Annotated in this window: 1 protein-coding gene; it reads left to right on the top strand. The window is 46.0% G+C overall.

The features are described from left to right. Window positions 1-674 (top strand): alpha/beta fold hydrolase (locus KIV40_RS35350; protein WP_285354142.1); only part of this gene is annotated, 674 nt, incomplete at both ends.

Genomic DNA, 674 nt, shown 5'->3' with positions numbered 1-674 from the left:
TTAGAGCGTCGGCTTTGGTTGTTGGGTTAGGCTTCTCACTCGCGATTCCAGGACTGTCTGTGGCAGCGACCTCTCAAGTTCCTGTGTCAGTTGAAGCACAGAATACGGAACTGTCACAAGCGGCAAAAGAGTGGCAGGCGACAGGTAACTACTTGACGATTGAAGGCCACAACATCTTTTATCATGATGTGGGTGAAGGTCCGGTTATCGTGCTTCTGCATGGGCATCCATCATCAAGCTTAGACTGGCGTGAAACTGTCGATATTCTGAAAGATAAAGCCAGAGTGATCACATTCGACCATGTAGGTTGGGGCTTGAGTGACAAGCCTGTCGCGTTTAGTTACTCACTAATGGAAATGGCTGACATTACGGAAGAGATTCTAAATGAGCTAGATGTAGAATCGGCTCACGTTGTGAGCCACGATATTTCGACGAGTGTTCACTCTGAATTGATGGCAAGACATTTAGAAGGAAGCCTCAGTTTTTACCTAGAAAGCTCAATGCTGACCAATGGCAGCATCATTCAGTGGATCTCTGATGAGCCACCAGAGCAAAAATTGGCCGAGAGTAACGAGACATTATTCGAAGCAATTAAGGCATTCCGTAAAGCATCTCCAGTTATTCCAGACATTCTGACATCAATGACAATTGGCAACTTGAGTGAAGAACGCATC

This window comes from Vibrio sp. D173a (assembly GCF_030248475.1).
The sequence above is the reverse complement of the archived record's forward strand: the minus strand, read 5'-3'. Positions and strand labels throughout refer to the sequence as shown.